Below are 5,880 nucleotides of genomic sequence, written 5' to 3' on the forward strand. Positions count from 1 at the left end.
CGCCGGATACCTCTTGATGCGCTACTGTGGACGCGACTTTCCCGCCGAAGAGCTGGAGCTGATCCGCCGACTCATTGCAGAAGATCCCGCCCGCACCCGCGCCGATCTGTCGCGGCGGTTGTGCGATCGCATCGGCTGGTACAAGGCCGATGGTGGACTCAAGGAGATGTCGGCGCGGGTAGCCATGCTACGGATGCAAGACGATGGGCTCATCGGCCTACCGCCGCCCACCGGCGCGCGTCCGCAAAGCCGTATCCGCGCCACCCCCGCCACCGATCCGGCTCCCCCCCTCGAACTACCGGTCCATGCGCTGGGGCCCCTGCAATTGGTGCCGGTGGTCAAACGCGCGCACTCGCGTCTGTGGAACGAATACATCCACCGCTACCACTATCTCGGCTATACGACACTGCCCGGCACGCAGCTGCGCTACTTCGTCGCCGCCGCCGAACGGCCTCTGGCCTTAATCGGCTTCGGCGCCAGTGCTTGGCAATGTGCGCCGCGCGACCGCTATATCGGCTGGAGCGCCGAGCAGCGCACCCGAAAACTCCACCTCATCGTCAACAACGCCCGCTTCCTGATCCTGCCCTGGATCCGCTCGAAAAATCTCGCCTCCAAGATTCTCCCTCTGATTGCCCGCACCCTTCCCGCACACTGGCAACAACGCTACGCCTACCGCCCCGTGCTCATGGAGACCTTCGTCGATACCGAGCGCTTTACCGGCACCTGCTACAAGGCCGCCAACTGGCAATACATCGGCCAAACCCAGGGCCGTGGAAAACTCGGCCCGAAAGGCAAGCGCAGTGTTCCCATCAAGGACTTATGGCTTTACCCTCTCGAGCCTGACTTTAGGCGCCCATTAACCCTTGATTGATCAGGGACGGGTACGCCGAATGCTTACTCACCTTGAAAGGGCTGGCGTCTGGCGGCAAAGCTCAAGAAGGGGTTCTCCGTCTGCCGATATGCATCACTGCCGATGGGTTACACCCCAACCAGAGCTTTTTCGAACCATGCCAGCACAACGATTGGCGCTTTATCGTCACCTTCAAAGACGGCAATCTGCCCACGGTGTGGGAAGGAGTCCGCGTGTTGCGCGCAATCACCCCCAATGCGCCACGCGTCGAGCGACGGATCCAGGGTCAGTCAGAGATCACTGAACAACTGAGCGGGCTAATGCGAAACGACGATGACGTGGGCGTGGGCTCGCCGATAGAGCTGGTTGGACAGGGCCTCGATCCGGAGGATGGTCTGCTCGCCGATCACCCCGCGGGACGCGGCCTGACGGCCGTACAACTGCCGTACCTAGGCTAATCGGCGCTGCTCTTGCGGATTCGGGCGCTCTTCGAAACGTCTCCCGGGCTCGGATCCTCGTTTCCGTCAGGGGTAATCGTGTCTGACAGCCACGTGGACACGGGTGACCGATACCGTCATGGGGTCCCCTCCGATCGGCGGGATGTCAGGGGGAAGATCGAATCGGCGGTCAGCTCCAGATACGGCAACAGAGTCGATTCCACCCTCTCGCCTCCGGTGAAGCTTCCCTGGAGCTCCAGGCCGGTCTGTGTCAGCCCATGGACCTCGATGGTGCGCTCCGCCGGATCCACGATCCAATACTCCCGTACTCTGAAGCGCCCGTACAGAATCTTCTTGTAAGTGCGGTCACGAAGCTCCGTGCCAGCCGACAAGATCTCGACGACCAGGTCGGGAGCACCACGGATCTCTTCTTCGGCAATGATGGATAGGCGCTCTGAGGCCACGAGCAGGATATCCGGTTGTACTACCTCTCGCGCGTCGGCCTCTCCCAGGACTACGTCCACCGGCGAATAAAGTACCTCTCCGATCCGGGTGCGCTGGCAATACTCATGCAGCCGCGCCTCCAGGTCTCGGGAGATGCGCTGATGCGTAATCGTGGGAGCAGGTACCATCAACAACTCTCCATCGAGTAGCTCATAACGCTTCTCCGTCGATTCAGGGAGACTCTTGTAGTCTTCGTACCGAAAGCGGATTTGTCGGTTGGGCTCGGTCATGGCACATGGAACTCGTGATCATCCTGTGTGCTGCAGTATAACAGCGCTTCCGGGCGCGCACGGGACCGCAGAACGACGGAGCTTGCTCTGCCCTTCTCCCGTGCGCGGGCTGATCGCTACCCATCAGTCCGCCGGCTATCGGACGGACGGCATGGGCCTCAGTCAGGCGAAGGGAGGTCGGCGTGGGAATGCCCTACGGTGGATGACGTCGCAGCGGGCCGAGACCAGGTTTCTCTTTGCGTGGGCCGGCTCATGCTTGTTGAGCGCCTTGGCCCAGTAAGGCACGCCGCGAAACGGATCGTTCGGGTTGGAGCAATCGAACAGCAGCAGCGCGGCGTCCCTGTCATCCAGAAAAAGCTGGTGGGTCAGGCGATGCTCCGGCTGGCCCACCAGGTTCGACGGCGTCAGTCCGCCCTCGACATTGGACGGAAGCGCGGGCAGTTGCCCGGTTGGGAAATGCCAGAACGGGGCGCCGTCGGTCGATGCGGTCTTGCGGAACTTGCCTTCGGCGATGCGGATGGCGAGCCCCGATTTGCCGACGCTGCTCTCGCCCGGCAGCATGGCCTTGGCGTTGACATAGAAAACGGTGAGGGCCGGCGCTTCCGCGCCCTGGAGCAGGGCCAGGTCGAGGTCGAGGTCGAGAAAGGGCAATGATCGTGCCTCATGCTGTCTGCGCCATAACCCTGCCAGATATCCGGAATAGGCTCTCCTGGCTTGATATGGAGCCTGCGCGGCGTTAGGTTATCGTGTTCGTCCGGAGCCAATCTCAACTGCCGGGAGCCATGACATAGGTGTCCGTGCTCGCATTGGATTTCGACGGTGTCCTCTGCGACAGCGCCCGGGAGACCGGCATCACCGGCTGGAGGGCGGCCGGAACCCTGTGGGGGGACATGGCGGACGCCCTTCCGCCAGCGCGGCTCCTGGACGCCTATTGCCGCGTCCGCCCGGTGATCGAGACGGGCTACGAGGCCATCGTGATGATGCGCCTACTCAAGGACGGGGAGCATCCGGACGAGCTGCTGGAGCGCTTCTCGGAGCGGCTTCCCGAGACCGTTGCTCGGTCCGGCGCGGACGCGGAGGGGTTGAAACACCGGTACGCGGCGGTTCGCGACCGGTGGATCCAGGAGGACCCGGAGGGCTGGCTGTCGCTCAGCCCGCTGTATCCCGGGACCGCCGAGACCTTGCGGGCGATGCCGCAAGGAACCGACTACTATATCGTCACGACTAAGCAGGAGAGGTTCGTCGAGCGGCTGCTCGCGCATCATGGCGTGACCTTCGCTGCCGCGCGAATCTACGGCCTGGACCGGCGGATGAAGAAGGAGGCGGTTCTGCGAGAGCTCATGGACGGTCATTCCGGCCGCCCGATCGATTTCGTCGAGGACCGTCTGGCCACCTTGAAACGACTGTCGACGCAACCGGACCTGGCGCCTGTGCGCCTGCACATCGCCTGCTGGGGTTATAACACCGAGGCCGAATGCCGTGAGGCGGAGCGCTTGAAAATTCATCGCCTGAGGGCACTTAGTCTCGCAGAGATCGCGAATTCGGAGTATGACATTGACCAGTGAACGACTTGTACTGAACGCGCAGTTGGCACAGATGCTCAAGGGCGGCGTCATCATGGACGTGACCACCCCCGGGCAGGCCGAGATCGCCCAGGAGGCAGGCGCCGTGGCCGTCATGGCCCTCGAGCGGGTACCGGCGGACATCCGCAAGGACGGGGGGGTGGCCCGCATGTCCGATCCGGGCATGATCCGCGAGATCAAGGCCGCCGTATCCATTCCGGTCATGGCCAAGGTGCGCATCGGTCACTTCGTCGAGGCCCAGCTCCTCCAGGCCCTGAAGATCGACTACATCGACGAGAGCGAGGTGCTCACCCCCGCCGACGAGGAGTGCCACATCGACAAGACCCGGTTTTCCATCCCCTTCGTATGCGGAGCCCGCAATCTCGGCGAGGCCTGCCGGCGCATCGCCGAAGGGGCGGCGATGATCCGCACCAAGGGCGAGGCGGGCACGGGCAACGTCGTGGAGGCGGTACGGCACATGCGCACCATGAATCGCGAGATCCGGATGCTCCGCAACATGCCGAGGGAAGAGGTCACGGGCTTTTCCCGGGATCAGGGGATCCCGTACGAGGTGGCCCTCAAGGTGCACGAGGCCGGGCGCCTGCCGGTGGTGAACTTCGCCGCCGGTGGCATAGCCACGCCTGCAGACGCGGCGCTGATGATGCAGCTCGGCTGCGACGGCGTGTTCGTCGGCTCGGGGATCTTCAAGTCCGGCGATCCCGCGCGGCGGGCCGCGGCCATCGTGCAGGCAACGACCTATGCGGACGATCCGGAGAAGGTTCTGGAGGTCTCCACCGGCCTCGGCGAGCCCATGGTGGGCATCGAGATTCCCACCATCCCCGAGGAAGAGCGCCTGGCCCAGCGGGGTTGGTGAGGCAGGAGACGCCATCCGTGCCCGCCATCGGCGTCCTCGATCTGCAGGGGGGAGTGGTCGAGCACCTGGAGCACCTGGCGGCGCTAGACGTGCCGGCTCGGCGGGTCAAGCGGGCGGCGGACCTCGATGGCATCGCCGGGTTGATCATTCCCGGCGGAGAGAGCACCTGCCTGATCCGCCTGCTGCGCCGCTATGGCCTCGATCGGGAGATCGAACAGCGCTTCCGCGCCGGACTCAGGCTCTGGGGCACCTGCGCCGGGGCCATACTACTAGCCCGGGAGGTCGTAGGCGAAGCGGCGCGCTTGGCGCTCATGGACATTCGGGTTCAGCGCAACGCCTTCGGCAGCCAGCTCGACAGCTTCAACCTCACGGTCGATATCCCGGCGCTCGACGAGGTCTCCGTCCCGCTCACCTTCATCCGGGCCCCGAAGATCCTGAGTCTGGGCGAGGGCGTATCGTCCCTGCTCAAGATCGACGACTTCCACGCCGCCGCCGAGGACCCGGGCATCCTGGTCACCGTCTTTCATCCCGAGCTCACCGCGAATCTCGCCTTTCACCGCTATTTCGCTGGTAAATGCGGAATCCCGGTCCGGGGGGGCGGTCGAGAGATACGCGATACAGGCTGGCGCGCCGATTCCTGGGTCAGCTACGCGCCTATTCCTTGATCACCGCACGTGGACGGGCTACTTCCATAGAGCAGCGTCGATTGCCGGCAGACCAGGTTCAGTTCGGCCCGGACATCGCTCTTGCCCCAGGCTGATCGCAGTTCATCGTGCTCGGGCGACTCGCCGTTTCGACCTCGTCGACTACAGGTACTTGATGCGGCTCCGCAATTCGTCGATGCCGATGCTCACATCGGCCTGGACAACGCCGTCTGAGACGGCACCGGTGATGACGCCCTTGCCGGACACAGGTATGAGTTTGTCTACTTGATATCGGCCACTCGCCCCCCGCAAGAAGCACTCCTCGTCGAAGTAGAGCCAATTGCCTCGTACATCGAACTCATCGGACTCCAAGCTCAGAGGACCTGATCTCGGCCCCGCGGTCTTCTTGTAAGGGTCTGGCGAAAAACCTCGGGAATTCAATCGGAAGCAAGCCGACTGCGGCGATTCTGCCGAGCAGCCTTTGGCGGAGGCTTGGATTTTGCGAAGATACCGGTTTCGGTGCGCCGGGTGCGCCGAGTCTCAAGATTGTCCTGCCGAAAGGGCCGAAGCCGATGCCGCAAATCCAGTTGCCGATCTTCCCCGAGGGCGTCACCCCCATTACCGCCGTGCTGGCGTTCGGCAAACGGGATGGACGCGTGACCTACTTCAACGGCAGCATGCCGGTGTTCGTTCACGCTGAAGAGGATCGGGCCTCTTTCCAAATGATCACCGCCCAGTTCTGTGTCAACGGCAATGCCAAACAGGCGGACATCGTGCGC

Annotated in this window: 8 protein-coding genes; 6 read left to right on the forward strand and 2 right to left on the reverse strand. The window is 63.5% G+C overall.

Features of this window, described 5'->3' with window-relative positions; genetic code table 11:
* Positions 1–16: 16 nt before the first annotated feature.
* Together LJE91_12920 and LJE91_12925 are read left to right on the forward strand one after the other, a co-directional pair.
* A complete protein-coding gene (locus LJE91_12920) occupies positions 17–871 on the forward strand; it encodes a DUF4338 domain-containing protein (GenBank protein MCG6869585.1) in 855 nt (284 codons plus the stop codon).
* A 32-nt stretch (positions 872–903) separates the two neighbouring features.
* On the forward strand, positions 904–1,308 hold the full coding sequence (locus LJE91_12925) for a hypothetical protein (GenBank protein ID MCG6869586.1): 405 nt from the start codon (positions 904–906) through the stop codon (positions 1,306–1,308).
* A 116-nt stretch (positions 1,309–1,424) separates the two neighbouring features.
* On the opposite strand, the gene LJE91_12930 is transcribed toward LJE91_12925, so the two are convergent.
* On the reverse strand, positions 1,425–2,021 hold the full coding sequence (locus LJE91_12930; protein ID MCG6869587.1) for a Uma2 family endonuclease: 597 nt from the start codon (positions 2,019–2,021) through the stop codon (positions 1,425–1,427).
* Positions 2,022–2,183: 162 nt separating this feature from the next.
* Complete coding sequence (locus LJE91_12935; GenBank protein ID MCG6869588.1) at positions 2,184–2,672, reverse strand: hypothetical protein; 489 nt, start codon at positions 2,670–2,672, stop codon at positions 2,184–2,186.
* A gap of 140 nt (positions 2,673–2,812) precedes the next feature.
* Between LJE91_12935 and LJE91_12940 the strand changes: the two genes are divergently transcribed.
* The 4 genes from LJE91_12940 to LJE91_12955 form a co-directional block, all read left to right on the forward strand.
* On the forward strand, positions 2,813–3,586 hold the full coding sequence (locus tag LJE91_12940; protein MCG6869589.1) for an HAD family hydrolase: 774 nt from the start codon (positions 2,813–2,815) through the stop codon (positions 3,584–3,586).
* Positions 3,570–4,457 carry a pyridoxal 5'-phosphate synthase lyase subunit PdxS gene (gene pdxS / locus LJE91_12945; GenBank protein MCG6869590.1) on the forward strand — a complete coding sequence of 296 codons (888 nt, stop codon included), beginning with the start codon at positions 3,570–3,572 and terminating at the stop codon, positions 4,455–4,457. The genes LJE91_12940 and pdxS overlap by 17 nt, the downstream gene beginning before the upstream one ends.
* A 17-nt stretch (positions 4,458–4,474) precedes the next feature.
* Positions 4,475–5,122: a pyridoxal 5'-phosphate synthase glutaminase subunit PdxT gene (gene pdxT / locus LJE91_12950; GenBank protein MCG6869591.1), complete on the forward strand. Its 648-nt coding sequence runs from the start codon at positions 4,475–4,477 to the stop codon at positions 5,120–5,122.
* Positions 5,123–5,673: 551 nt separating this feature from the next.
* A partial coding sequence (locus LJE91_12955) for a hypothetical protein (GenBank protein MCG6869592.1) occupies positions 5,674–5,880 on the forward strand: 207 nt, incomplete at its 3' end.

Source organism: Gammaproteobacteria bacterium, assembly GCA_022340215.1.
Lineage (GTDB): Bacteria > Pseudomonadota > Gammaproteobacteria > JAJDOJ01 > JAJDOJ01 > JAJDOJ01.

Coding starts and splice junctions, on each gene's coding strand:
- LJE91_12920 (MCG6869585.1), top strand. CDS start 17: ATGCGCTACTGTGGACGCGACTTTCCCGCCGAAGAGCTGGAGCTGATC.
- LJE91_12930 (MCG6869587.1), bottom strand. CDS start 2,021: ATGACCGAGCCCAACCGACAAATCCGCTTTCGGTACGAAGACTACAAG.
- pdxS (MCG6869590.1), top strand. CDS start 3,570: ATGACATTGACCAGTGAACGACTTGTACTGAACGCGCAGTTGGCACAG.